This is a genomic window from Leptospira kmetyi serovar Malaysia str. Bejo-Iso9 (assembly GCF_000243735.2).
Lineage (GTDB): Bacteria > Spirochaetota > Leptospiria > Leptospirales > Leptospiraceae > Leptospira > Leptospira kmetyi.
Genome location: NZ_AHMP02000003.1, coordinates 2579447 through 2603315 on the forward strand (window position 1 = coordinate 2579447; position 23869 = coordinate 2603315).

Annotated in this window: 21 protein-coding genes and 1 pseudogene; 13 read left to right on the forward strand and 9 right to left on the reverse strand. The window is 43.9% G+C overall.

What is annotated here, in order from left to right:
• Nucleotides 1–12: 12 nt before the first annotated feature.
• Nucleotides 13–1038 carry a helix-turn-helix transcriptional regulator gene (locus LEP1GSC052_RS14550; RefSeq protein WP_010573526.1) on the reverse strand — a complete coding sequence of 342 codons (1026 nt, stop codon included), beginning with the start codon at nucleotides 1036–1038 and terminating at the stop codon, nucleotides 13–15.
• Between the two features lie 132 nt (nucleotides 1039–1170).
• Here LEP1GSC052_RS14550 and LEP1GSC052_RS14555 point away from each other — a divergent pair, with 132 nt between their 5' ends.
• Nucleotides 1171–1551, forward strand: a complete 381-nt coding sequence (locus LEP1GSC052_RS14555) for a hypothetical protein (RefSeq protein WP_010573525.1) — start codon at nucleotides 1171–1173, stop codon at nucleotides 1549–1551.
• Between the two features lie 167 nt (nucleotides 1552–1718).
• On the opposite strand, the gene LEP1GSC052_RS14560 is transcribed toward LEP1GSC052_RS14555, so the two are convergent.
• The gene (locus LEP1GSC052_RS14560; RefSeq protein ID WP_040913607.1) at nucleotides 1719–2264 is read right to left on the reverse strand and encodes a DUF1564 domain-containing protein; all 546 of its coding nucleotides are present in this window, start codon (nucleotides 2262–2264) and stop codon (nucleotides 1719–1721) included.
• Between the two features lie 277 nt (nucleotides 2265–2541).
• Here LEP1GSC052_RS14560 and LEP1GSC052_RS14565 point away from each other — a divergent pair, with 277 nt between their 5' ends.
• Together LEP1GSC052_RS14565 and LEP1GSC052_RS14570 are read left to right on the forward strand one after the other, a co-directional pair.
• Complete coding sequence (locus LEP1GSC052_RS14565; RefSeq protein ID WP_051185370.1) at nucleotides 2542–3996, forward strand: hypothetical protein; 1455 nt, start codon at nucleotides 2542–2544, stop codon at nucleotides 3994–3996.
• A gap of 40 nt (nucleotides 3997–4036) precedes the next feature.
• Nucleotides 4037–4336, forward strand: a complete 300-nt coding sequence (locus LEP1GSC052_RS14570; RefSeq protein ID WP_010573522.1) for a hypothetical protein — start codon at nucleotides 4037–4039, stop codon at nucleotides 4334–4336.
• 132 nt (nucleotides 4337–4468) lie between these two features.
• Here LEP1GSC052_RS14570 and LEP1GSC052_RS14575 read toward each other — a convergent pair whose 3' ends face one another.
• Entirely contained in the window at nucleotides 4469–4804 is a 336-nt protein-coding gene (locus LEP1GSC052_RS14575; protein ID WP_020986424.1) for an LIC10421/LIC12816 family protein, read from the reverse strand.
• Nucleotides 4805–5734: 930 nt separating this feature from the next.
• On the opposite strand from LEP1GSC052_RS14575, the gene LEP1GSC052_RS14580 reads away from it, so the two are divergent.
• From LEP1GSC052_RS14580 to LEP1GSC052_RS14595, 4 genes are all read left to right on the forward strand, one after another.
• Entirely contained in the window at nucleotides 5735–6157 is a 423-nt protein-coding gene (locus LEP1GSC052_RS14580) for a VOC family protein (protein ID WP_010573520.1), read from the forward strand.
• 131 nt (nucleotides 6158–6288) lie between these two features.
• Nucleotides 6289–6738: an acyl-CoA thioesterase gene (locus tag LEP1GSC052_RS14585; RefSeq protein WP_010573519.1), complete on the forward strand. Its 450-nt coding sequence runs from the start codon at nucleotides 6289–6291 to the stop codon at nucleotides 6736–6738.
• Between the two features lie 57 nt (nucleotides 6739–6795).
• A complete protein-coding gene (locus LEP1GSC052_RS14590; RefSeq protein ID WP_010573518.1) occupies nucleotides 6796–7266 on the forward strand; it encodes a MarR family winged helix-turn-helix transcriptional regulator in 471 nt (156 codons plus the stop codon).
• A gap of 80 nt (nucleotides 7267–7346) precedes the next feature.
• A complete protein-coding gene (locus tag LEP1GSC052_RS14595; RefSeq protein ID WP_020986011.1) occupies nucleotides 7347–8522 on the forward strand; it encodes a thiolase family protein in 1176 nt (391 codons plus the stop codon).
• 3 nt (nucleotides 8523–8525) lie between these two features.
• On the opposite strand, the gene LEP1GSC052_RS14600 is transcribed toward LEP1GSC052_RS14595, so the two are convergent.
• Nucleotides 8526–9569, reverse strand: a complete 1044-nt coding sequence (locus tag LEP1GSC052_RS14600) for a helix-turn-helix transcriptional regulator (protein ID WP_010573516.1) — start codon at nucleotides 9567–9569, stop codon at nucleotides 8526–8528.
• 110 nt (nucleotides 9570–9679) lie between these two features.
• Between LEP1GSC052_RS14600 and LEP1GSC052_RS14605 the strand changes: the two genes are divergently transcribed.
• The 3 genes from LEP1GSC052_RS14605 (at nucleotide 9680) to LEP1GSC052_RS14615 (ending at nucleotide 15438) form a co-directional block, all read left to right on the forward strand.
• Entirely contained in the window at nucleotides 9680–9895 is a 216-nt protein-coding gene (locus LEP1GSC052_RS14605) for a hypothetical protein (protein ID WP_010573515.1), read from the forward strand.
• An 883-nt stretch (nucleotides 9896–10778) separates the two neighbouring features.
• The gene (locus tag LEP1GSC052_RS14610) at nucleotides 10779–11882 is read left to right on the forward strand and encodes a DegT/DnrJ/EryC1/StrS family aminotransferase (protein WP_040913053.1); all 1104 of its coding nucleotides are present in this window, start codon (nucleotides 10779–10781) and stop codon (nucleotides 11880–11882) included.
• Nucleotides 11883–12105: 223 nt separating this feature from the next.
• Nucleotides 12106–15438: an efflux RND transporter permease subunit gene (locus LEP1GSC052_RS14615; RefSeq protein ID WP_010573514.1), complete on the forward strand. Its 3333-nt coding sequence runs from the start codon at nucleotides 12106–12108 to the stop codon at nucleotides 15436–15438.
• A gap of 22 nt (nucleotides 15439–15460) precedes the next feature.
• Here LEP1GSC052_RS14615 and LEP1GSC052_RS14620 read toward each other — a convergent pair whose 3' ends face one another.
• Entirely contained in the window at nucleotides 15461–16348 is an 888-nt protein-coding gene (locus tag LEP1GSC052_RS14620; RefSeq protein ID WP_020985678.1) for an LA_0442/LA_0875 N-terminal domain-containing protein, read from the reverse strand.
• A 312-nt stretch (nucleotides 16349–16660) separates the two neighbouring features.
• Between LEP1GSC052_RS14620 and LEP1GSC052_RS21690 the strand changes: the two are divergent.
• From LEP1GSC052_RS21690 to LEP1GSC052_RS14630, 3 genes and pseudogenes are all read left to right on the forward strand, one after another.
• A pseudogene (locus tag LEP1GSC052_RS21690) lies at nucleotides 16661–17779 on the forward strand (PAS domain-containing protein); the annotation flags it as partial.
• 9 nt (nucleotides 17780–17788) lie between these two features.
• Nucleotides 17789–18943 carry a PAS domain-containing sensor histidine kinase gene (locus LEP1GSC052_RS21695; protein ID WP_279305821.1) on the forward strand — a complete coding sequence of 385 codons (1155 nt, stop codon included), beginning with the start codon at nucleotides 17789–17791 and terminating at the stop codon, nucleotides 18941–18943.
• Nucleotides 18944–19091: 148 nt separating this feature from the next.
• Nucleotides 19092–19892: an enoyl-CoA hydratase/isomerase family protein gene (locus tag LEP1GSC052_RS14630; RefSeq protein WP_010573510.1), complete on the forward strand. Its 801-nt coding sequence runs from the start codon at nucleotides 19092–19094 to the stop codon at nucleotides 19890–19892.
• Nucleotides 19893–19980: 88 nt separating this feature from the next.
• On the opposite strand, the gene LEP1GSC052_RS14635 is transcribed toward LEP1GSC052_RS14630, so the two are convergent.
• The 4 genes from LEP1GSC052_RS14635 to LEP1GSC052_RS14650 all read right to left on the reverse strand — a co-directional run bounded on the left by LEP1GSC052_RS14635 (nucleotide 19981) and on the right by LEP1GSC052_RS14650 (nucleotide 23858).
• Nucleotides 19981–20379 carry a DUF3052 family protein gene (locus LEP1GSC052_RS14635; protein WP_010573509.1) on the reverse strand — a complete coding sequence of 133 codons (399 nt, stop codon included), beginning with the start codon at nucleotides 20377–20379 and terminating at the stop codon, nucleotides 19981–19983.
• A 2-nt stretch (nucleotides 20380–20381) separates the two neighbouring features.
• Nucleotides 20382–20891, reverse strand: coding sequence for an LIC10604 family protein (locus LEP1GSC052_RS14640; protein WP_010573508.1), 510 nt, complete (start codon nucleotides 20889–20891; stop codon nucleotides 20382–20384).
• Between the two features lie 49 nt (nucleotides 20892–20940).
• A complete protein-coding gene (locus LEP1GSC052_RS14645; protein ID WP_010573507.1) occupies nucleotides 20941–21417 on the reverse strand; it encodes a MarR family winged helix-turn-helix transcriptional regulator in 477 nt (158 codons plus the stop codon).
• A gap of 68 nt (nucleotides 21418–21485) precedes the next feature.
• On the reverse strand, nucleotides 21486–23858 hold the full coding sequence (locus tag LEP1GSC052_RS14650; RefSeq protein WP_020985791.1) for a sulfatase family protein: 2373 nt from the start codon (nucleotides 23856–23858) through the stop codon (nucleotides 21486–21488).
• Between the last annotated feature and the right edge of the window lie 11 nt (nucleotides 23859–23869).

The window sequence follows — 23869 nt, forward strand, 5'->3', positions numbered from 1 at the left end:
CTTAAAGCGCGTTTAACGCAGTATGGATTCCATCTCGCCTACGATTCTTTTAACGAGATGTTCCGGGCTTTTTAGTATTACGTTTTTTCCGAAAGGGAGAATCGTTTCCAAAAACCAAACCTCTTCCCGGATTTTCGCCTTTGACAAATGATAAACGACATCGTGGATCGTTTTTGTTTGAGCCGTTCTTTCAAGGCCGAGCTTTCGGTTTAAGTTGTAGAAAACTTCCTTCGTATGCCAGAGTTCGGCGACGCCGGAAGAATTCTCCTGAGACTTCCGAAATTCCTCGAATTCGGAGATATAAGTCGATTTCTTTCGGCCTGCGGGTTCGGTGATCGGTTCGTCTCCGATCTTTAGGGAAAGAATATGATCGAGTCGAAAGTTCCGGGGAGCCTTTCGTTCATGACAATATCCTAATAAATAATCTTCTAATGAATGAAACAGAAACCAGGGATCCACTTTTCTTCGAGTCGTCTTTTCACCGTTTCTGGATTGATATTCGAGTTGGACGGATTTTCCGTTTCGAATGGCGTTTTGTATGTCGGTTTTATAGGTTGAGAGCGCGTCTTGTCCGGCGACAGGAACGATCGACGTGATTTTCTGAAGAATCTTTTGGATGGTTGTATCGGCCTTTGTAGGATTGTCCGTCTTGACGCGATTGTCCGTTTTCGTCTTGGGATTGACGTCGGCGCCGGGCGTGAACGACGGGTTCAATTCTTGGATATGGCTTTCCGCCGCTTCCTCTAAAATTTTTCTCAACGTGAGCCACTCTCGGATGCTGAGACGAAGGCTGGAATCAAATCGAAACGGAAGAATCAATCCGAACGTATCGGTTTCCGAATCGTAATCGACTTGAATCAAATCGGCGACGTGAGGAGTTGCGCCGAGAAAAAAAAGTTCTCCGAGCTGTTCTTTGAGATCCTTTTGATTGGAAACGCCGGTTACGCTCGAAAGTTCTTCCAGGGTCATTCTTTTTCCGTCGCGCAAATGACGAATCAGATTCAGTTTGAAATTCAGTCGGACCGTACTTGGATTCATGAAAACCTACGCCTCAAGAGTAAAAACGGCGCGCATTCTGTAAACCGGAAATGTTAGATTCTTCCCTGCGTTTGTCGCTTGTGGTGCGATTTGTAATCCAAGATCGGAAATTTTCAACGATTTGGAATCCGTTTGCAAAAGTTTTTTTGCATTCTTATCAGCATGAACTCGGAAAAGAAAATTCTTAGAAGTATTTATTATCCCCGGAAATTCTATTTGGAATTGATGGACGCGAACGGAGTTTTTATCGGAACTCCTTTGAAGTTGATCGACAATCGTATTCAACTTTCCGTCGATCGGAAATTTTCTTCGGTGGAAGGAGATAGGATTCACGGCGCGATCTACGGGGTGAAAAGCAGAGAATCTTGTACGTTTGTCGGCCGCGTCGTTTCGCGTTTGGATTCTTTGGATTCGATCGTTCATTCTCGCATGTTTGATCATTCTTGCGTTTTGGAATTGGAAACGGAAGAATTTCTTCCGCCTGGAATTCGGATGATCGAGGATTCGTTTTGATCGGTCTTGATTGATTTTGATCTGCTTGGCGGCGTAGTTCTGGTCTCGTTCCAATGTTGCTGTGTGTTGCTCGCAATCAGAGTTGAGAATGAAGTAACCTCCGTTGACGCTGATGAATTACTTCGGCCTTGTCTTGTTGTTTTATCTTTTGATGCGTTTTTAGATTTTTAGGACGTTTGATATTTTTGATACCAAGGAAAACTTGTGTCGTAGTATGTTCGGAGCGGGTTCGGTGAGAATTCTAAATGTCGACTGATCTTGTTGCTTGTTAGGTCTAGTTGCCAGATATACTTGTAATTCTCATGAAATGTGGGAACTCCTGCGTTCAAAATATCCACGATAGAATCTCGACCCTCTACCTCATCCAACGACAACAAAAAATTAAAAAGATAACACCGAGAAACCCCGTGCGCATGAGCAAGTGCGCCTAACAAAGCCCAATGTCCGGTATTCACCCTAAAATTAATCTTTTTCATTCTACCCGGACTTTGATACAAAGTCGCCCCGGCATTCTCATTCAAACGACTTCTCGCGGCCATAAACTTCGAAAATCTTCTCAAAAGATAAGGAAGTTTTTTTCCCAACTTCTTTTGATCAACCAGCGACAAACGATCGAAAGAACTTTCCGGAACAAGCAACGTAACGACCTTATCCGTTCTTTCCACCAAGGAAGAATCGATCCTTTGATCCATATTTAAAAGAATATATTCCATACCCGAAGCGGTTCCCAAAAAGGACCGCACGGATCCAAGAACGATTGAGAAAGAATAAAAAATTCTTCCCAAGTTCAAAATTCTCATCAAAACGAACAGCGACGACAACTGCTCCCTAACGGACCCCCGATCGAACTTCAAAGAACCGACAAACTAACTCCTAAGCTCAGCACCGACCCGACCACATCGCAAATTTACAAAGCGGCCGATCCTCACTTCGAACAGAACCGCCGACGTCGTGATTGACAAACCCAAAGGAAAAAAGATTCTTCCTGAGATGCGAAAAATTTCCATCATTCTGATTCTTTGTTTACCCGTGCTTTATTTCGTCGGGACGATTTTAAGCTGGGATAAAAAAAAGAAACTACCGATCACGGGCGACGAACCCCACTATCTGATGATCGCCGAAAGTATCCGAAGCGACGGGGACTTCGATCTCAAAAACAATTACGAACAAGATTACCTTTCCAAAAAAATCATAGGACCCGTCGACGTTGAAAATCACACAACGGCAAAGAATGGAAAACTCCAGAGCATCCATTCCGTCGGGGTCGCTGTCCTCGCGTTACCGGGATACATTCTTTCCGGAATCAAAGGAGCGCGAATCGATCTCGCGCTATTCGCGGGAATTCTCCCTTTTCTTTTTTATGCATTGGGGAGAATCTTTCATCTTTCCCGAAAAGCCGCCGCCATGCTTGCAATTCTTTACTCGATCAGCCTGCCGTTTCCGATGGCGGCGGGGCAAATCTTCCCAGACCTACCGACCGGAATTCTACTTCTATTTACGATAACAAGCCTGTTATTTCTCGAAACAAACAAAACATTCAAAAATAAGAATATTCTACTTTTTATATGCGCCGTTGTCGTCGGAATCCTGCCCTGGTTTCACGCGAAAAATATTCCCGTCGCCGCCGTTCTCCTTGCCTGGGGTCTGATCCAAAAAGAATGGAATCTCCGCTCCAAAACGATCTATGTAGGAACTATTACTGCCCTCGTAATCGGCCTCTTGATTTGCAATCTGATCTGGTTCGAATCCGCGTTCGGACCTTACGGCAACAGCAATGGCGACGGAATGAGTTCAAAACCCGGTTCTCCGCCGATCTTTACCTTGGATCTATCACATTGGATTACGGTTTTCTCCGGATTATTTATGGATCGCAACCAAGGACTATTTTTCCAGAACCCGTGGATCTGGATTCCGGGAAGTTTAGGATGGATTCTCCTTTTTCAAGATCGGAATTTAAGGAAAATCGGAATTCTTCTTTTGCTAATATTGATTCTGCAGTTGGGCCTCAACGCGGGACATCCTTGTTCTTACGGCTGCCTTTCCTTGCCCGGAAGATTTCAGTGGAGTTCGGCGCCGATCTTCTTTCTTCCTTTTATAGCGGGTTGGAAAATCCTCCAATCCCTATCGAAGAAGGGCGCCGGGGCCATCGCCGGACTTTGTGTCGCTTATCAAATCTGGATCGGAAAATTTTGGTTCGATCATACCGCATCGCTTTATCACACAATGGAGAAGAATCCCCTAAAAAGACCGGGCTTTTTTCCGGAAACCATTCTCCCTTATTTGCCATCTTGGACCGATCCTGATTTATCTTGGAAAGCTCCGATCAATTTGGCTTGGATCGCGATCTTTTTAACGCCGATTTTGATTTTGAGTTATCTGACGATTCGGAACAATCCAAAAGGAAAGAATGGTCTGAATCCTTTAGTTGACAGAGAAACGAAATGAGAAAGCAATATTCTAAAGCAAAAGGAAACGTAGAACCGGAATGAACGCAATCCAACTGAATCCAAAAATGAACCTTTCGAAACTGATTTTTCCTTTTTTGGGAATCTTGATTCTTTCCTTGAACGTCGGAATCGGAGCGCAAGACGCAAACCAAACCGTAAAGGAGAAAATGGTCTGTCAGAAGATAGAACTCATCGTAAACGGACAAACCTACGACGACGGTCATAAATGCGTTTCTCCGGATGCGATTTGTTATCTTGTGGAAGGACTTTCCCTGAGCTGTTTTCCGAATCCGAACCGCGATAACTCCACTTCTTACAATAAATCGAAAACGAACTAATTCAGAATTTTTCGAACGCGCAACATCGGCGACGTCGCTCATGCATTCGCGCAAACCCGTCTTCGTATAATAAAAAAGGCGCCTAACGGCGCCCTTTTTATTCAACCTAAGAAAGACAGGTTGAATGAAGAATTAAAGACTTCCAAGAACGGATTGATATCTTTGAGCTTCTTTTTCAAGCGCTTGCGCTTGTTTCAGATATTTTTGAGATTGAACGTTGCTTGCGAGGAATTTTCCACCGGTGGATCTTCTTGCAAGCTCGCGAAGCTCTTCGGCTCTCGTAGCTTTTTGTTGTGCAACGGCTTTCAGATAATTTCCAACGGCGGTTTTTTGTTCTTTAGTTACCGCGCTTTCTACGATCGCTTTTTCCAGGAGTTGATCTTCAACTTCTTCGGATACCGCGAATACGGAACTTGTTGCCAAAAGGCCAAGAAGGGAAATTACAGAAATCAGTTTGTTTGTTTTCATGATTGAAACCTCAGATGAGTTTTTATTTTCGAAGAACGAATCTTCAATACCAATCTGACTAACCACTTTAAAGAAATAAATCAAAAAATTTATTTCGGCCTTCTTTTGGCTAAAAAATCCGTTCATAACTTTATGTTTTTTGCATATTCTATTTTTATTAAATACTTTTATCTATTATTGATTCCAAAGAATGCAAACTCTGTTTGAACAGCTTAGTATTTGCAATTTTTCTTATGGACTTGATCGCAAGAAACGCAAACTCAAAGAAGATGCTTAATCGAAACGCGATTGCCTTTGTTGAGCGCAAACGTTTTCATTTTTCGAACAGTTCTATTTAAAAATGCTCGAGTCATTGGAGAATTTGTATTCAATTCAATCGACTCAGGCGGTATTTTGAGAGAAATCAGGACAAATGCTAAGTAGACTTACTTTGCTTATTAATTGAGCAGTTCGTTTTTCGAAAATCTGAAAGTATTTTAAGCAGTCTTTCCTAAAAATTAGGAAATCCAGTTACAATGAGATCAGGTTATCCAAAAAGAGATCAGTTTCGTTTTCAGCACAGAGCCTGGATTTACCGTAAATCTCCCGGAAAACGAAGGAGTTCCTACATTTTCCCGAAGAAGTACGGAGCATTTCCAAATTCTTACCAACTTTATGAGACATAATCATAAACAAAACAACATCAAACCCAGAATCGGAATTCCGACCAAATCCCCCAAAACATAGGAGTTCCTACTTTTTCAGCATTCAACCCTCAAAAACCGGAAAATAAAAACGCGAAAAAAAATTCTCCCCAAGCCGTCCGAAAAGAGGTAAAACCGGATTTCACCGTCGAAAAACTCCGAAGGAGTTCCTACAAATTTTCAAATTTTACGAATTGTCGCCCTTGAAATCGTCAGAAACCTGGAACGGGAGAAAACGGAAGAAACCATGAAATATCTTCACACCATGATACGAGTTTTGGATTTGGAAAAGGCCCTCGATTTCTTTTGCATGACCCTGGAACTTGTCGTCGTAAGAAAGAAAGAACATCCCGAAGGAAAATACACTCTCGTCTTTTTATCGACGGGAGAAACCGACGCCCCCGAAATCGAACTCACCTACAACTGGGGACAAAAAGAAGCTTATACGAGCGGAAGAAACTTCGGCCATTTAGCCTTTGAAGTCGATAACATCTACGAAACCTGCGCCAGAATCGCATCCAGAGGAATCACGATCAATCGCCCTCCCCGCGACGGAAGAATGGCGTTTATCCGTTCTCCGGATCTGATATCGGTAGAATTACTGCAAAAAGGCCACGCGCTTCCACCCGAAGAACCTTGGCTTTCTATGCCCAACACGGGAGAATGGTGAATCCCATTCTCTCCTAAATCGAACGAAGAATGAAGAGCAAAAAAACGTTCCAAGAACCGCTTGACTTTATATAGTGTATATGCACTATATAAAAAGACCCAATTCTCGCAAGAACAAGGAGAAATAAACCTATGGAAGAAGAATTTAGATTCGAATCCAGAATCCCGGTTCGATTCAGCGATACGGACGAAAACGGACACGTAAACAATCGGAACTACAATTCTTATTGCGACGAAGCGAAGATGAAAGCCTTCGTCACCTCCGGAGTCGATCTTGAAAAGATGAAACAGGAAGGAATCGGTCCCATCGTTTATAAAGCCGAATACGAATATCTAGGAGATTTAAAATATCCCGATACGGTGATCGTAAAAACCAAAGTCGAATTCATCAAAAAAACGAGAGCGATCTTTCATCAGGAACTTTACCGCGAATCGGACGAAAAACTCGTTTGCCGAGTTCGTTCTTACGGAATGTGGATCAACTTCAATACGAAAAAACCCGCGTTCTTACCGGCTCAAGTATTGGAACAAATGGGAGAATTCGTTCGCCCCTTATCAAAAAAGGAAACCGTTTCCGTTTAGGATCGTTGAAATTTTATCCGAGAACCACAATCTGGTTTTATAAACGAGGTATCGATCGTGAAACTTTCCAATCAAAATCTGAAAGTCATCGGGTTATCCTGCTTAAACGTAAGTTTAAGAAGAACCGCTCGAAAGATCACATCGTATTACGATTTTATTCTAAAGCCAGCAGGACTTAGAATCACACAATTCACGATCTTAGTAAGCGTCGCCCACGAGGAAGAATGTAGTATCACCGACCTTTCCAAACTCACGGACATCGACAGAACGACTCTTCAAAGAAGTTTGGAAATTCTGAAACGAGACGGGCTCGTTAAAATCGAAAAGAAAGAATCCGGAAACGTAAGATCCGTTTTTCTAACGAAAAAGGGAGAATCCAAACTGGAAGAAGCGGCCGAACTTTGGAAACAAGCACAATCCTCGATTACGGATTCGCTCGGAAAAACGAAATTCAAAGAAACACTTTCGATTCTTTCCGATGTACGAAAACTTCCGATCCTACAAAACGATTTCGAGGAATCCCTGTAATTTAAAAAATTCTCAATCGGAAACTCGTCTAAGAATTAGATTTATATAGTGTATATACACTAACAAAAAGGAGAAACGCAATGGTTTATTTAGTCGACGGGGCGAGAACGCCTTTCGGAAAATTCGGAGGAGGATTGAAGGATTTCAGTTCTTCCGATCTCGGAGTGATCACCGCAAAAGAAACGATTCGCAAAACAGGAGTCGATCCGAACGAAATCGAAGAGGCGATTTACGGAAACGTAATTCAAGACGATAAGGACTCCGCGTATCTCGCAAGACATATCGCCCTTAGATCGGGGCTTTCTCAAAGTTCAAGTGCGCTTACCGTCAACCGACTTTGCGGCTCGGGTTTGGAAAGCGTTTTGATCGGAGCGAGGAAAATTCTTTCCAAAGAAAACGAACTGATTCTTGCGGGAGGAACCGAATCGATGAGCAACGCCCCTTTCGTTTTAAAAAACGCGAGATGGGGAAACAAATACGGAGATACGACCGCGGAAGACAGACTCGCTCAAAGTCTTACAGATTGTTTCGTCGATCTTACGATGGGTTTAACGGCGGAAAACATCGCGAAAGAATATAAGATTTCCAGAATGGACCAGGACGAATGGGCCGGCGTTTCTCAGGTCAGAGCCGAAAAGGCTTCGAACAACGGAATTTTTTCCGATGAGATGATTCCCGTTCAGACCAAGGGAAAAAAATCGTTTCTCTTAAACAGGGACGAACAGATCCGAGGAGAAGAATGTGTTCCTCAGTTAAAGAATCTTCCCACCGCGTTCTTAAAAGACGGAACCGTAACGGCGGGAAACGCTTCGGGAATCAACGACGGTGCGGCTTCGATTCTTTTGGCTTCCGAGTCTTGGGTTAAGAATTCTCAAGCTAAACCTTTGGCGAAAATTCTCGGTTATGCGAACATTGGATGCGATCCGAAGATGATGGGATTGGGCCCGATATTCGCGGTTCCCAAGGCTCTTAAAAACGCGGGCGTTGCGATCGAAGACGTGGATCTTTTTGAGATCAACGAAGCGTATTCGTCCCAGGTTTTGGCGGTTATGAGAGAATTAAAATTGAATCCCGATAAAACGAACGTGAACGGAGGTGCGATCGCGATCGGACATCCGCTCGGCGCGAGCGGCGCAAGAGTTACGCTCGCCTTAGCTTACGAACTCAAACGAAAAAACCTGAGAATCGGCGTTGCCTCTCTTTGTATCGGCGGAGGTCAAGGAATCGCAATCGTATTAGAAAATTCTAATCTTTAGAACTCAAGAATGAGAAGCGCGGTAGTTCGAAAGGATCTGTTCCACGTTCTTCCGGAAAGAAAGAGCCAACGATTCCGGAAGAATGTTTCGGATCGAATCCCGCGCTTCGAACAACAACGGGAAAAGCCCTTCCTGATTCGTGATTTTAAACCGAAATGAGTCGCGGGAAAATTCTTCATAAGGAATTTCCGATATGGAATTTCGAACCTTGTATGAGAATTCTGGATCGCAGATCAGTTCCACTTCGATCGGTTCGTGAACCTGGAAAAGAGTGGGATGTAAAACCCAATCCTGAGAATTCTCCCTCTTTTGTCCCTGCGGTTGATAAAGGGAATTTTCCGCGATCGTTTCCACTCTCGACATTTTTGGAATGATGAATCTTCTTCTTTCTTTTTTCTTTCGATCGTATGCGAGAAGATAATAATCCTCCGAATTCTTTCGGATCAATCGGATCGGATCCACTTCAACTCGATACGTTTCTTCGGGAAAGGTTTTGTAATACAAAAACTGAACCGGCGATTTCGTTTTTAAGGATTCCAATAATTTTTTCAGAAGTTCTTCGGATTCGCTCGTTGCGGTTTGGCTCAACGTTTTTTGGGTTTTTAAATCCATTTCCAATTCGGGATAAACGTCCAACTTTCCTTCGAACAACTTTTGCGATAAGGAATACAATTCCAAAGACGGAGATTCCTGATAGGATTTCAGAATCGTTTCTGCAAGCACCTGCAATTCTTCCTTTTCGAGTTTCAATTCTCGGTTGGATACGTTTCGATCGAGAACGTAACCTTCTTGCGTGGAACGAACCAAAAATCCGAGTTCGCCCAATTCTTCCACGTCTCTGGAAAGTTTTTTCCGATCGGAATCGGGATTCTCCAGATTTTGATAATGATCCGGCAATAAGGATCGAATTTTCGTAAAACTCAAGGGAGAATGGTGACTCAATAAATTGAATAATAACGCGGAAAGTCTGGATTCCGTTTTTCCGGCTTCCTTTACGGGGATCGGAAAATCTTCTTCGTCTTCGTTCCAGTTTTCTGTTTCGAGCATAGCAGAAACTTTCCGAGAATCGAATTTCCGATCAACTCGAAAACCACTTGAATCCTTTGACTTTTCCGGCAAAATCTCCCCATTCGTAGATTTTACTTTAAGGAATAAAAATGAATACGATTTTGAATTTTGTAATTCCTCACACGGTCGGTCTCATTCTCATCGGGATCGGTTGGTATGTCAGTATTTTGAACGTGGGTCTGACTCGTTTTACGGAGAATGTTCTGATTACGAAATGGACCTTCGGCGGTTTGGTTTTGATCGTGATCGGGGCTTATCTTCCCGAAATTTGGATCGGAACGAGAAATCTTTTTAAGAAGAATTAAAATTACGAAAACCGTAAGGCCGGACGACGAGAATCCGGTTTTACGGTTTTGATCGGCTTTTACCCGTTTTTATTCGATCCTCTTGTTTGATCCGAACATTTAACCGGTCGCGCAATTCCGAAATAAATATTTAGTATATTATAATATTCAAATGTAAATCAAATCCAAAAGCCGCTTAAAAAGCCGGTGCTATGATTCTTAAAAATTCTTTTCCATAAAAAGGCAATAGTTCGTTCTTTCTGCCCTTTTGACTTCCATGGAAGGAAACAAAAACAGAATCGCGGCTTCCGTCAGCGCCGTATCTTGACAACCAAGGAATCGCGAATTTAAGCGCCTACATCGGAACTGCTTGTGTCGGAACTTCGATCTTCAGCGAGAACGAAGTTTCGGCGGCAACACCTAAAACGTTTATTCTTACCGATGTTAGAACGCGTTCGGTGAAGCAAAGCGCCGGAGAGAGCGCAGTGTGTTCGGTCCCTGTCATCGTTCTTTCCGAAAACAAAAGGTCCAGCGCTTGTTCCGTAAATTTGACAACTGCGGATTGTCTCTAAAACTTTTTGTGGTAGTTCCTACATTTGCGTTTTGATCGAACCGATTGGTGTGAAATCGCAGGAGTTCCTACAATTCTTTCCACAACAAATCATCCGGCTCTGGCAAACGAAGGAGTTCCTACATTTCCCCGAAATTACGAGAAAATCCATCCTTCCAGGATCTTCCCGAAGGAGTTCCCACAAAATTCCCTACTTGAACCGGATTTTTCTTGTACTTTTTTGAACCCTCTAGCAATCTGCGTCTAGCCATAGCCGGAAAAGGTCTTTACGGGACCGAATTCTCGTGCATAATGCGACATAATAAAATTATAAGAACCCGAGTTGGATTGGACATGAGCAACACCGAAACCGAAATTCTAGAAAAGAATCCTAAGAAAAAAACGGACATTGAATTTCACAAACCCACTCTCTCCAGAGAGGATTTAAAAACGGTTCTCGAATGCCTCGTAGAAGACCACCTCACCACCGGAAATGTAACTACACGTTTTGAAAAAGCGTTCTCCTCCACATTCCGATACAAACAAGTGATTTCCAGCAATCATCTCACATCCGCGTATCACCTTGCTTTGCTCGCACTCGACATTCAAGCGGGAGATAAGATCGCACTTTCCACGTTCGCACCCGTTTCCGCACTCGACGCGATCTTTCTTTTAAAGGCGATTCCGGTCGTAGTCGATTTGGATAAGAATTCTTTTCATATCAGCCCGGAAGGACTTACGAAGGCGCTGGAAGATTCTTCCATAAAAGCGGTGATCCTGGATCATTCTTTCGGATCGATCGCCGACGCAAAACGATACGACTTCAAAGGAATTCCGGTCATCGAAGATATTTCCGAGGTTTTAGGAGCGCAAAGCGAAACCTTCACTCCGGGTAAACAAGGAAACATCGCGGTTTGCGGACTTTCCGTAGATCAAATGATTACGACCGGAAACGGAGCGATGATCATCACCGATCAAGAACCTCTCGCAAAAAAAATCCGCGCGATGAAGGCCGGAAAAGAACCGTATCAAAGAAAAGAAGGACAGCCGAAGTTAGATTACAATCTCATCGACTATCAAGCCGCGCTCGGAATCGAACAGCTTTCCAAAATCGGAATCATCTTAGAAAGAAAAAGAAAAATCGCACAAGTTTATCTTCAATCCATCTCGGGAACTTCCGTACACACTTGGTATGGAGATCCGAACTTGGATACTTTCAATCGTTTTATAATTCTGGCACCCGGAAGTTACGAACAAGTAGAAAGATATTTCCGTTCCCTTCAAATCGGAACCCAAAAAGTGATGGAAGAACCGATTCATCATATCCTCGAACTTCCCAACACAGATTTTCCGAACGGAGAACGACTGTTTCAAAGAGGACATTGTATTCCGATCTACCCGAACCTGACGAAAGACAATATCCAAAGAATTTCCCAAGCGATTCGTAGAATCTATTGATGCGACCTAGTTCCGACCAATAAAAAATTTCCGGTCGCGAGAACGTTCTCCATCGCAGAAAGAATTAAATTCTTTCCTACGATTTCAAATAGATTGACCTTCAAACTATCCGAAGGTTGAACAAATTCTAATGGAGAATTTCAAAATTTCTTCACGGAAATTTGATATTGATTTCTTTTTTACGAAGCTCGGCGCTCACTGGTAGTTACCACTGAGGTAATCCATGAATATCGCCCAGCTTTCGATCAAACGACCTATTTTTATTTGCAGTATCGTTCTCCTGATGCTTCTCACCGGTTGGGTAGCGTTGGGAAGAATGGGAGTGGATCTTTTTCCCGACGTAAACATTCCGGTCGTTTCCGTAACGACCATTTATCCCGGAGCGGGACCGGAAGAAATCGAGGAACTCGTTTCCAAACCTCTTGAAGAAGAACTTTCTTCCATCTCCGGTTTGAAAAAAATTTCTTCCAGAAACCAGGAAGGTGTCTCCGTTGTTTTCGGTGAGTTCACACTCGACACAGACATTAAATACGCGGAACAACAATTCAGAGACAAGGTCGGTCTTGTAAAACCGAAACTTCCCACCGGAATCAAAGAACCGAAAGTGGTTCGTTTCGATCCGGCCGATCAACCGATCGTTCGTCTCGCACTCTTCGCGGAATTGGATCAGGCAAAACTCTACGACCTCGCGAAAGAAACCGTAAAAGCAAGATTGGAACAGGTGCAAGGCGTCGGTTCGGTTAAGATTGTCGGTGGAACAAGAAGAGAAATCCAAATCGAATTGGATCGAAACAAACTGATTTCCTACCAAATGCCTACGGTCGTAATTGCGAACCGATTGAAAACCGCGGGCTTAAACGTTCCCGTCGGAAAGTTCGAAGCCGGTTCCAAAGAAACTTCTTATAGAACCCTGGGTAGATACGAAACTCTTTCTCAGATCGAAAACACGATCGTTTCCTTCAGCGGAGAAGTGGGCAACGCGATTCTCATCAAACAACTCGGAACCGTAAGAGACGGAACCGAAGACGAAGAAACCATCGGTTATCTCTGGGCTTCTAAAGACGAAGGAATCGAGGAAAAAGTTTCCGTCTTCACAAAGATCGGAAATCTTTTCAAAGGCAAAAATACGAAGTCGGCGGAAGTTCTCAAAGAAACCAAACCCGCTCTTTTTATCGACGTTTACAAACAATCGGGTGCGAACACGGTTGCGGTCGCCGACGAGGTTCTGAAAAGAATCGGAAAACTCAACGAAGGAATTCAAGGCCTTGACGGTAAACCGAAAATCCGTCTGATCCGCGACGGATCAAAATGGATTCGATACAACGTCGAAGACGTAACCGAAGCGATCGTGATCGGTATGCTTCTCGCGGTTGTTACGGTTTATTTCTTTTTAGGAAACTTCCGTTCCACGGTGATCACCGGACTTGCGCTTCCGAACTCGATGCTCGGCGCGTTCGTTCTTATGTGGGCGATGGGTTTTACCATCAACGTTATGACACTCTTGGCTCTTTCCTTGGCGGTGGGATTGCTCGTCGACGACGCGATCGTGGTTCGAGAAAACATCTTCCGAAAACTCGAGGAAGGAAAAGGAGTCATCGAAGCCGCGGAAACGGGAACCACCGAGGTTGCGTTAGCCGTAATCGGAACTTCCTTAACGGTGATCGCGGTATTCTTACCCGTGGGATTTCTTTCCGGGATCGTCGGTCAGTTCTTTAAACAGTTCGGATTGACCGTCGTATTCGCGATGCTCATTTCCTTGTTCGACGGTCTTGCGGTCGCTCCTATGCTTTCCGCGTATTTCGCCGGTAAGATCGATCACAATAAAAAACCGAACAAGGCGATCCAACTTTTCGATAAATTCCAAACTTGGTTGGAAAGACAATACGGAAGAATCATGAAAGTCGCGCTCAAAAGACCGGGTATGGTTCTTTTGGCTTCTTTGGGAATTTTCATTCTCTCCATTCTTTCTTTGAAACTCGTAAAGAGTACGTTCTTACCCGCAAACGATCAGGGAGAATTTTTGGTCACCTTGGATCTTCCGCCCGGAACGAGTTTACAAGGAACCAAACAAGTTGCGGATCAAGTCCTCGACGTTTTGAAAAAAATTCCAGAGATGGACATGATCGCGGTTACGATCGGTAAACCGGACGGAGGAGAACCGAACGCCGGAACTCTCGCGGTTGCATTAGTAAATTCTAAAAAACGAAAACGTACTACGACTCAGGTCAAGGACGAGATTCGGGATCTTTTAAAACCGTTCGCGTATGCAAGACCGGCGGTATCCGATTATAGCGCGGTCGGAGGCGGGATTCAATATCCGTTCCAGCTCGTAATCAAAGGGGAAAATCTCGCCGAGATGGACGTGTATTCCAAAAAGGTCGTGGCACGATTGAAAAATCTTTCCGACCTCGCGGACATCGACACGGATTACAGAGCGGGTAAACCGGAATATCAAATTCATCTCGATAATCTGAAGATGCAACTCGTGGGAGTTCTTCCCGGTGTCGCCGGTTCGGAACTTCGTTATCAAATCGCGGGGGACGAGGTCAGTAAGTTTTACGATAAGGGAATTGAATACGAAGTGAAGATGAGACTTCGTCCGGATCAAAGAAACTTAAGAATGGCCTACGGACAAACCAAGGTTCCGAACCTCGCGAACAAACTCATTCCGTTGTCCGCGATCAGCGTGGGCAAGGAAACCGCCGGACCTTCTCGGATCAACCGGATCGACCGCGCGAGAACCATCGTAATTAATGCGAACTTGGCTCCGGGAGGAGCGGTTCAAGACGCGACTCGAATCACGGATGAAATTCTCAAAAAGGAACTTCCTCCGCCGCCGGGAATCCGTTACAATTTCCAAGGACAATCCGAGGACTTCAAAGAACTGCTCGCGAACATCGTTCTTGCGTTCGGATTGGCGTTGGTGTTTATTTATCTCGTTCTCGCTTCGTTGTATGAATCCTTCATCACGCCGGTTACGATTCTTTTCGCGATTCCTCCGGCGATTTCCGGAGCGTTCTTCGCACTCGCTCTTACCAACGAGATGCTCAACCTCTTTTCGATGATCGGTTTGATTCTTCTCATGGGCCTTGTCGCAAAGAACTCGATTCTTCTTGTGGACTACGCGATGCAGGCGATGCGTGAAAAGGGTCTTTCTCGAAACGACGCGATCTTCGAAGCGGGACTCGTCCGACTTCGACCGATTTTGATGACTTCTCTCGCGATGATTATGGGAACGGTTCCGATCGCTCTCGGACTCGGAGAAGCGGCAAAATCAAGAACCGCGATGGGAATCGCGATCATCGGAGGATTGATTCTTTCCACGGTCGTAACGCTCGTCGTAGTTCCGTCCATCTTCGGGTTTATCGATCGATTCAGAGAATGGATCGAAGCGAAATTCCGTCCCGAATACGACATGAACGCTTCCTTGGTGGAACCGAGTCATTCGTCCAACGGACAGGCCAACTACGAAAAAGAATGGGCCTTCGCACAGGAAAAAGCGGAAGTGGAACTTCCAAAAAAATCAGGTTCTAAAAAAACCAAAAAAGAACATTAAGATTTTTGAATGGAGAATTCGTTTAAAAACGGATTCTCCATTGAACTTCCCACCGATTCAAACCGTTTCCGGGCAATCCGGACTGAGGCAACATAGGAACCGATCGATCCGGCGATTCCGGTTGAGAGGGATTCGCGGGTGTTTGTTGAGAATCCGGAGTCACGTTGAGTTCTATGGATTCTTTCTTTTCCTCGGGTTGTTTTGAAAAAAAATTCCAAGGTCTTCCGAACAACCAAGCGTCGACGAGGTTGAACGTATAAATCGTAACGAATAAAATCAACGCGGAAGAAGCTTTGATACCGGCTTGATATCTTTGATTTCGAATTTCGTTCGCGTGAAAAAATGCTCCCGCGATCATTCCCGGATCGCCGGTCGCGCCCGCGACCATCGAAAGTCGGTTCGCATCCTCTAAATTCTTCCCTTCTTTTTGATATTGTTGATCGGATCGAAACCAAAGTAAAAAAGAAAGACCTGCGGCGATCGAAAAGAAATAACCTCTTTCCTTATCCTCTCTATAAAATTGTCCCCAACCCGGAAGCAGCGCGCTTCTCCAAAGAGCGCCTTTTGCAAGATCGTGACTTTTAACCGTTTCCTCTTTTTTCTTCGATTCCAAGGCTTCTTTTTCGGAAAGGGATTTTCTCAAAGAATCGATTTCTGCGTTCATCCGTTCCTTTTCCTTCAACTGAGTACGAACGTAGATTTCCTCGTCTTCGTTGAACGAAACTCTCGAGATTTTTTTCTTTTCGATATCCCAGGTTTCGCGATCGTTCGAAACGCTGATCTTATCCATGTCTTGATTGAGAACCTTGACGAAGATAACCCTTCCGTCCTTTAGATAAACTATGTCCGCAAGAATCGATTGATTCCAAAAAAGGAATATGATGGAAATGGAAATAATTTTTTTCAGCATGGACCGATCCGATCACAAAAAGAGATTCCGTTAAACCGAATTTTCAAGAAATTTCTCGATTTTCAATTTCCGAACTCGGATAAAATCTCGATGTCGCTTAATAATCAATTCCCCGGTAAATAATAGACAAAAAGATATATTTTGGAATCAAGTGTGACAAAGTCCTGGTCGGATATGTTTTTTCCTTTTAAGCGCATTTCTTCGTTACGGGCGAATTCTTGAAGATCGAACCGTTCTTCTTCGTCCAATGAACAAAGGCCTTTTAAAGGGAATTAGAATTTGAATCCGAAAATTCCAGCCATCACGGGGAACGTGTTCTCCCCGGAATCGTCCGAAATACTGGACCATCTCCCCATATTGATCTGCAAATTTCTGCCCGATACCACTTTAACTTATATCAATCAAACCTGCTGTAACACGTTCGGAAAAACGAAACAGGAACTCTACGCAGTACAATGGATTCACTTTCTTCCGGAAACACTTAAGAATTCCGTAATGGACATTCTCAAGAACGTAAAAAACACGCTGGTTCCAGAAACTAATTCTTACGAAATGAAGAATCGATCCGGCGAACCTATGATCGTCGAATGGAAGATCTATCCCGTCTTGGATACTCAAAATCAGTTCCAAGGATTTCTCGGAGTGGGAACTGATAAAACCAAGGAAGCCCAAGCGGCCCACGAGGTTAAGAAGAAGGACGAACTTCTCCGCAACGTTTTAGCCACACTGGACGACGTGATCTGGAGCGTGGACGCCAAAGAGATGAAACTTTTGTACGTCAGCGAAGGCGCCAAAAAAATCTACGGAGTCGAACCGGAGAAATTCTACGCGGACAATCATCTTTGGATCGATATGATCCATTCCGAAGACAGACATTTCGCGGATCGAAAAGTAGAAGACCTTTTTCAACTGGGAAAACCCTATTCGGAAGTCGAATACAGAATCGTTCGGCCCGACGGAGAAGTCCGGTATATTAGCGATCGCTCATGGACCGTATTCGACGAAGCCGGAAAGCCTGATCGAATCGAGGGAATCACGAGAGATATCAGCGTCGAAACCCGTTTTAAAAACGAAGTGGAAAATATAAAATCCACGATCCATTCCATCATCAACAACACGAACGACATGATCTGGTCCGTGGATAAGAATTTCAAGCTCACCTACTTCAACGAACCGATGCGTAAAAGTTACGAATTATATACGGGAAAAATCCTGAAAAACGGAATGAGTTTGGAAGAAGTGATTTCGGATTCCGAAATCAGAAAACAGTTTGAGACGGTTTATACGAAAGCCCTTCAAAACGAACATTTCACGCACTACTACAACCTTTATGGAAAAACGTACGAATTTTCTTTGAATCCGATTACGGATAATAAGGAGATAACAGGCGTCGCAATCTTTTCCCGAGACATCAGCGATAGAGTCGTATTGTCCGAAAAGTTGGAAAAATCGGAGGAGAATCTGAGAGCATTGATAGAAAACACGCAGGATTCGATCTGGTCCGTGGATAAAAGTTATAAGATCCTGACCATGAATCACCTGTTTCACGAAGCCATATTCAATATCTATAAAATAGATCTGAAGATCGGAAGCAATATTTTGGAACAATTCGAAGCCGACATATCGTCGACTTGGAAGGAAATATACGATTCTACGTTCGCAGGAAACTCCATCCGAAAGGAATGGGAAATTCCGAATCAGGACGGTACTTCCAATTATTATGAAATTCTAACGTCCCCTATTTATAGTTTTACGGAAAACATGCAGATACCGTTTCCCAAGGATCGTTCCTTCTTTTTATCGGAGAATTTATACGATCAAAAATCGAAAAACGAACAGTCGATCTCCGGCGCGACGATCTACATTCGGGATATAACCGAAAGAAAACTCTACGAACAAAAATCGATCGGAGTCATCAAAAGTAAGGATCGTCTTTTGGCCGCGGTCGCGCACGATCTCAAAAATCCGATCAGCGGTATTTTAAGTCTTACCGAATTGTTAAAGGAACAAGCGAGCGATCCGAACAACGTGGAGCTTCTCAACATGATGTCCCAAGCCGCAAACAAGTCGCTTAACATTATTCAGGATCTTCTTCAAATCGCGGAGATGGAAAACGAAAGTTATAAACTCAAATTCGAAAAGACGAATTTAAACCACCTCATTCAATCGCTCGTAAAACAGAATCTTCCCGAAGCCGAAAGCAAGAAGATCAAACTCTACGCGAGAATGGAAACGGATCCGATTCCGGTTCAAGTCGAACTTTTGAAATTTCAAAGGGTCTTGGAAAATCTAATTTCAAATTCCTTGAAGTTCACAAAAGAAGGCGGAGAGATTTCGATCCATTCTTACTCTCAAAATAAAAAAGCGATAATCATCGTTGAAGATACGGGAATCGGAATTCCTTTCGGACTTCAATCGGCGATCTTCGATCAGTTTACAAGAGCCAAACGTCAGGGTTTAAAAGGGGAACAAACGACCGGACTCGGGATGTCGATCGTAAAAGTCATCGTGGAACTTCACAAAGGTAAGATCAGTTTGGAAAGCGAAGAGGGAATCGGGACCAAATTCATCATTGAAATTCCACTGGATCTCTGAATCATTAGTTCCAAATTCAAACCAATAAATTCCTCCGTCGGAGGAAATAAGTTTGATCCAAAACTATCAAAAATCGACTTTGGAATGGAAACTATCCAAATAGACGTAAAGAAGAAGTAAAGAGTTCAGAGACACAAAGAGGAATCGAATGAAACTTTCAAAAGAAATTATCACGGCTAAAGATTCAAAAATCGGAGTTATGAAATTGGTTCCGGACGGACCGATGACGTTGACTCTTCCCTTAATGCACGAAATGGATTCTATTCTTAAAGAATTCACCGTAGACCAGGATATAAGAGCGGGGATTATCGCGGGACCCGACGGCGACTTTTGCGTCGGCCTTGATCCCGATGCGATCCTAAGTTCTTCCAAAGAGGAAATCGGAAAGATCATGGCGGGAATTTTCTCGATGTTCGGATCTTTGATGAGCTTTCCGAAACCTTTGATCGCGGAAGTCGGCGGTAACGCGGTCGGAGGCGGAGCGATCATCGCTTACACTTGCGATTATAGGTATATGGTGGAAGGCAAGGGAAGAATCGGCTTTGCGGAACCGTTAGTAGGCTTGCCGATCACAAACGCTTTGATTCTTAGAATGAGACAGGTTATGCTTCCTTCCGCGGTTTCCGAGGCCGCTATGGAAGGAACCCTTTACAAACCTGTGGAAGCGGTTCAAAACGGATTGTTAACCGAAGTGGGAGCGTCGCTTGAAGAACTGAGAAAAAAATCCATCAGCAAGATCAACGTTCTCAATCGGATTCCCGCGTCCGCAACCGTGGAAACCAAAAGATCCTTGAATAAGGCGGCGATCGAAGCGGCCAAGGCGGCTCCGGTGGAACTGGGACATCTTTTTCAATCTCAACCGAGTATGATTCCGAATCTTTTGGAAGCGATGACCGCAAACAAGGAAAGAAGAAGACCCGCGTTGACACACACGGCTAACTACGCTTAAACGAAGAATTCCCGTTTTTCGGGCGGCGTCGATCGGATCGTTTTCGTTCGCCGCCCGGTTTCAAACCAGTCTTTCCAACTTTAGAATATTATACTTTTCTTCTATAAAATTTCAAACCGGACCAGACGTCCGAGACGGCGCATACTTTTACGTCCACGATTCCGAGTTTTAATCCGATTTCACGAACGAGATTTTCGTTGATGTCCGTGGGAACCTTGGAAGAACCCTTCGGCCAGGAAATCCAAATCATTCCCTTTTCGGCCAGATGTTCCACGAGTTTCGGAAATTGTTTTTGAAGATCCTTCGATTCTTTCGTAAACACATGCAAATAATCGAATGAACCTTTGAGCGTTTCGGAAACTTCCGCGTCCTTGAGATGATCCTTAAGTTCCTTTTGAACGTCTTCGGGAAGACCTTTAAAATACGTTTTCATTCCCGATTTTAAACCGAGTTTATCGCCCAAAACCTTTCCGGAATATCCCGCCATTCTTATCGCCCTTCCCTTCTCTGAACTTCCTTTTCCATAAAATCCAAATACGTTTGCATCGTTGCGGTATGACCGAAAACGAATTTGGAAAAGAATCGAAACACGGGTGAAAACACCTTTCCGTTTTCGGTGATTTTCAATTTGGTTCCGCCTTCGACCGAAGCGATCTCGAAGGTCCAAGAGCCGCCGAAAGGTTTGTCCTCGTCCATGATTTTGGATTCGATCAACGCGTCTTTTTGATCGCGTATAAAAGAATATGTCATGATCTCTTTGTGCGAATCGGTTTCTTTCCAAGAAGCGGGAGAAATTTCGTCGATGTGTTTTAAGTTCGGTCTCCAAGTCGGATATTGTTTAAAATCCCGGATCATCGAGTAAATCGTATTCGGTGATGTTTTGAAAACCCTTTCCAAAGAGGACGAATGTTCCACGGGAAGGGACGCCCCTAGGCCGTAGACGCCGAACCCTAAAAGAATTAAAAAGCCGAGCGCATACAATAAAATCGAACCAATCATTTTTAACCTCCGATCACTTTCAAAAAATAGAATATTCCAAAAACTGCCTTTATTTTCCGCGGGACCAGGACCGAGAAAGACTTTTGTTTTTCATCTCCATCTCGGCGGCGAACGCGAGCAATCCGAGTCCCTTTACGGCGGCTTCCTGTTCTTCCTTGTTCAATCGTTTTAAAAGATTCTTTACGAGATTGGGATCCAGAACCGACTTTTTGCTTTTGATCCGTTCTCCCGATTTTGTTAAACGAATTAAGGTTCCTCGTCCGTCCTTTGGATTTTTTTCTTTTACGATATAACCCAAAACTTCCAAACGGGAAACCGTGATGGACATCGTGGAAGGCGTAACCCCCATATGCAAGGCAAGGTCGTAAAGACTTACGGGTTCGTCTCCGTCCAGATGATCCAGTACGCTTGCCTGATTCGCGGTCAAAACCTGTTTCGTTTTCGGATCTTCCACATGTCTCGTATGACAGGCGAAAAAGATTCTCGGATAAAATTCAAGGATCTGACTTACTAAATCGGCGCTCACGGAACCATTCTAAAGTAAAATACTTTGATTAGTCAAATCAAATTATCGAACAAAAAACAAAGTCGCGATCATTGGTGAATGTATCCCCAACTTTCCAAAATCTTACGGACTTCCTTGCCCATTGCGGCTTCTTCCTCGCTTTCCCTTCCGCCGGAAAAACCGGCATGGTAGTATAAAAACGGAACTTCGGAAGAAGCGTATCGATACGGCTCGCGTCCGAGAGAAACGTAATCCGGTTCGATTCTTAAAATTTCCGAAGCCGGACGGGAAAGAATTCCCCATTTTCCCAAACGATACTCTTCGGGTTTTCCGTTTTTTAAAATTTGAAGCCGAAACTCCGGCGAAGAATCCACCGTTTTCAAAACCAGAATCTGATCGGATCGATCGGAAGAATTCAACATTTTGAATGTAATGTTTTTTGAATCCTCTTGCAGAACGATCGCGTTTCCGGTAAAATCGTAGCGATAAATTCCGCCTTTGACGAACAGACGAACCTCCCGTTCACAAGCGGTTTCACATCCGGGAAGACGCAGATAAAACGAGTTTTTATCGAGTTGATTTTGTTTGAGCACGGAGCGCGCTTCGTTTAACAAAGGGGATTCCGAACCGGAAAGATTCTCCAGTTCCTTAGGATCTTTTTTCAGATCGTAGAGCTCCTCGGACATTTTATGAGAAACCCCTTCTCTGGTTCTTCGAACCGAATCGTATCCGGGGTATCTTCTTACGTATTTGAATTCGGGAGTTAGAATGGATTCAGAATAACGTCCTTCGGTGAAGATGACCGGCTCCGACTCGGGACCTTTTTTGCCGAAAACCGCAAAAGAATAATCGTTTCCCTTTAACTTTCCCTGCGGATACGAGATTCCGTTCAAACCCAACAAGGTAGGCATCAAGGACAAAAGAGAAACCTGATCTTCGAATTCTTTTTTTTGAATGCGTTTTTGATAGGACTTAGGCGGATGAACGATCCAAGGAACCCGTATTTCTTTTTCGTAATGTGTTTCCCCGTGCGCGTAAACCGTCTCGGTAATAAAATGATGATGATAGTAATGCGATTTTTCGAGAAGCTCGCCGTGATCGCTCGTCACCACGATCCAAGATTCCTCGTAAAGTCCCCGCTTTTTGAGTTCTTCGAAAATTCTTCCCAAAAGAGCGTCCGTATAACGAACCTCTCCCAAATACTTTTGTTGATATTCGTCCAATTCTTTCCAAAGCGAAGGATCGGATTTTTCCTTTAACTCCTGAAAGTATTTTGCGGGCGGCCTATATCCCCAATGCGGAGTGTTTAAGTTGAGATGTAAAAAGAATAAATCGGTTTCATGTTCCCGAAAAAAACGTTCGGCCCTCGAGACCAATTCTTCCGTATCGAGAGTATCCTTTCCCACTTGTTGGATTTTGTGAAACCCCAAGTCGACTCCAACGGAAGTGTAGTCCATTAGAAAAACGTTATTCATGATGCTTTCGGTAAAGTAGCCTTCGTCCCGAAACGCGTTGGGCATCGTAAGAGGTTTTTTGGAATAGAATATCTTTCTTTGTTGTCCGCTCGTATAAAACCACGCGTTTCCAAGTCCGAGATTGGATGCGATTTCGGATGTAAAAAAAGACAACATGGACGGCTTGGTCCAATTTCCGTTTGCGACCGTATTCTTAAATACGATCGACTCTTTGGAAAAAGAATCCAACACCGGAGTCGTTGGAAACGGAGAACCGGCGGAAGACAAAGCATCCTGACGCAGAGCGTCGATCACGATCAAAATCACATTCTTTTTTTGTGTATTTTGTTTTTCTAATAGAATCGGCGCGCCCAGAAACAAACCGGAACCGTTCTTCGAATTCCATCGGATCTTTAAAGCGGAAGAAGCCTTTTCATTTTTCGTTTTAAGATCTAAGGGAAGGGAATATTTTTTCCATTCTTCCTTTTGCGCTTTGAGTTCTTGTTCGAAGATTTTTTGTTCGTCTTGATAAATCTGCAAATCTCCGGAAGCCGCGCCTCCGTTCGACAAAACGGACGCGTAGAATTGAAACGTAGAGGCGGAAATGGGATCGTCTACAAACACATTCTTCGTCTTTAAAATACATTCTTGGTCGGATGGAATGAATAAGGAATCCTGCGATTCGTTGATATACAAAGATTCGTCCGTATACAAGGTCATCTGAACGTTCTTCCATCGATCCTTCGGACTCAGATTGGAATAACGGCCCGGATTTTTTTTCCAGTGAAATCGAAACCGATCGATTTCCCGATTCGTATCGCCCGTACATTCAAAGTCGCCGTTTTTGAGAAGACGGGTGAGATCCGCCTTCAACACATTCTTATCCGAAGTCGAAACACGATCACATCCTTGGAAAAAGGAAGTCGAAAGTACGAAGATCATTAGAATCCCGTAATCGAAAGACGTTCGGTATAAAGACATGAATCCAGGAAAATCGCTCGGCTTCATGAGACAACAGA

What these genes read in the sequence shown, in the direction of transcription:
- LEP1GSC052_RS14550 (WP_010573526.1), bottom strand. Translation starts at nt 1,038, where the DNA reads ATGAATCCAAGTACGGTCCGACTGAATTTCAAACTGAATCTGATTCGT.
- LEP1GSC052_RS14560 (WP_040913607.1), bottom strand. Translation starts at nt 2,264, where the DNA reads ATGGAATATATTCTTTTAAATATGGATCAAAGGATCGATTCTTCCTTG.
- LEP1GSC052_RS14565 (WP_051185370.1), top strand. Translation starts at nt 2,542, where the DNA reads ATGCGAAAAATTTCCATCATTCTGATTCTTTGTTTACCCGTGCTTTAT.
- LEP1GSC052_RS14570 (WP_010573522.1), top strand. Translation starts at nt 4,037, where the DNA reads ATGAACGCAATCCAACTGAATCCAAAAATGAACCTTTCGAAACTGATT.
- LEP1GSC052_RS14575 (WP_020986424.1), bottom strand. Translation starts at nt 4,804, where the DNA reads ATGAAAACAAACAAACTGATTTCTGTAATTTCCCTTCTTGGCCTTTTG.
- LEP1GSC052_RS14580 (WP_010573520.1), top strand. Translation starts at nt 5,735, where the DNA reads ATGAAATATCTTCACACCATGATACGAGTTTTGGATTTGGAAAAGGCC.
- LEP1GSC052_RS14585 (WP_010573519.1), top strand. Translation starts at nt 6,289, where the DNA reads ATGGAAGAAGAATTTAGATTCGAATCCAGAATCCCGGTTCGATTCAGC.
- LEP1GSC052_RS14595 (WP_020986011.1), top strand. Translation starts at nt 7,347, where the DNA reads ATGGTTTATTTAGTCGACGGGGCGAGAACGCCTTTCGGAAAATTCGGA.
- LEP1GSC052_RS14600 (WP_010573516.1), bottom strand. Translation starts at nt 9,569, where the DNA reads ATGCTCGAAACAGAAAACTGGAACGAAGACGAAGAAGATTTTCCGATC.
- LEP1GSC052_RS14605 (WP_010573515.1), top strand. Translation starts at nt 9,680, where the DNA reads ATGAATACGATTTTGAATTTTGTAATTCCTCACACGGTCGGTCTCATT.
- LEP1GSC052_RS14610 (WP_040913053.1), top strand. Translation starts at nt 10,779, where the DNA reads ATGAGCAACACCGAAACCGAAATTCTAGAAAAGAATCCTAAGAAAAAA.
- LEP1GSC052_RS14615 (WP_010573514.1), top strand. Translation starts at nt 12,106, where the DNA reads ATGAATATCGCCCAGCTTTCGATCAAACGACCTATTTTTATTTGCAGT.
- LEP1GSC052_RS14620 (WP_020985678.1), bottom strand. Translation starts at nt 16,348, where the DNA reads ATGCTGAAAAAAATTATTTCCATTTCCATCATATTCCTTTTTTGGAAT.
- LEP1GSC052_RS14630 (WP_010573510.1), top strand. Translation starts at nt 19,092, where the DNA reads ATGAAACTTTCAAAAGAAATTATCACGGCTAAAGATTCAAAAATCGGA.
- LEP1GSC052_RS14635 (WP_010573509.1), bottom strand. Translation starts at nt 20,379, where the DNA reads ATGGCGGGATATTCCGGAAAGGTTTTGGGCGATAAACTCGGTTTAAAA.
- LEP1GSC052_RS14640 (WP_010573508.1), bottom strand. Translation starts at nt 20,891, where the DNA reads ATGATTGGTTCGATTTTATTGTATGCGCTCGGCTTTTTAATTCTTTTA.
- LEP1GSC052_RS14650 (WP_020985791.1), bottom strand. Translation starts at nt 23,858, where the DNA reads ATGAAGCCGAGCGATTTTCCTGGATTCATGTCTTTATACCGAACGTCT.